Raw genomic sequence first — 1,039 nt, 5'->3', positions numbered from 1 at the left:
GGCTTTGTTGCACAAAGATTTGAAATGCAAAGCGCCCCTAATTGAGCCAAATTTAAGGCGTAACTTGGGTAAGTGGGCGACCTAATTCCGTAAATCTGTTAAGGACTGCTACACGTGCATGGATCTCATTCACTTGGCTATCAAAACTCCTTGCACTGAGTTTATCTCCTAATAATTTGATGCAATGCATCTTAGTTTCAACCAAACTTCGCCAATGATAGCCTGACCATTTTTTCCATAGTGTCCTGCCTAAACGTTTAACTGTTCGAAGTAATTCATTTCGCTCTAGCGAGCTACTCTTTGTATCTTTCCATGGTTTCGCATTTTTTCTAGGTGGAATCACTGCATGCGCTTGCCGATCTGCAATGACCTGACGGCATTGCTTGGTGTCATAAGCTCCATCGGTATAAACAGAGTTAATCTGCTCATCTTGTGGAATCTGATTAAGTAAATCACCGAGCACCTGTGAATCACTGACATTATTGGTTGTAAGCTGAACTGCTCGTATTTGTAGGGTTTTAGCATCTATACCAATATGTAATTTACGCCATTGGCGACGATATTCAGCTCCATGTTTCTTGCGTTTCCATTCGCCCTCACCTAGAAACTTCATGCCTGTAGAGTCCATGAGTAGATGCAGCCCATCACTACTTTTTTGGTAGCTGATTACAATATCAATATGCTTTTGTCTTCTACAAAGCGTGGTGTAATCTGGAGCTATCCAATTTAATCCGCAAAGTTTAATCAGACTTTGCACAAAGCCAGTGACCATACGTAAAGACAGACGGAATAAGGATTTAATCATTAAGCAGCATTGGATGGCTGCGTCGGAGTAGGTTTGATTTCGCCCTTGTTTGCCTTTTGATGGCGCATACCATTGCGTAGCAGGATCAAACCAAATGGCAATATTTCCGCGACTCATGAGTGCTCGGTTATATGCGGGCCAATTGGTTGTGCGGTAGATTTTGTGTGCAGGCTTCTTCATTTGAAAATTATATCGCTGAAAAACCCTTTACAGATAGGTTTGTGCAACAAAGCC

General features: G+C 42.1%; 1 protein-coding gene. It reads right to left on the bottom strand.

Features of this window, described 5'->3' with window-relative positions; translation table 11 throughout:
• Positions 1–52: 52 nt before the first annotated feature.
• Positions 53–985, bottom strand: coding sequence for an IS5-like element ISAba12 family transposase (locus FTU50_RS15305; RefSeq protein ID WP_180047481.1), 933 nt, complete (start codon positions 983–985; stop codon positions 53–55).
• Positions 986–1,039 lie beyond the last annotated feature (54 nt).

It is taken from the genome of Acinetobacter sp. YH12112 (assembly GCF_013418945.1).
In the GTDB taxonomy this organism is placed as follows: domain Bacteria; phylum Pseudomonadota; class Gammaproteobacteria; order Pseudomonadales; family Moraxellaceae; genus Acinetobacter; species Acinetobacter indicus.
This window is presented reverse-complemented; position numbering and strand designations above follow the sequence as displayed.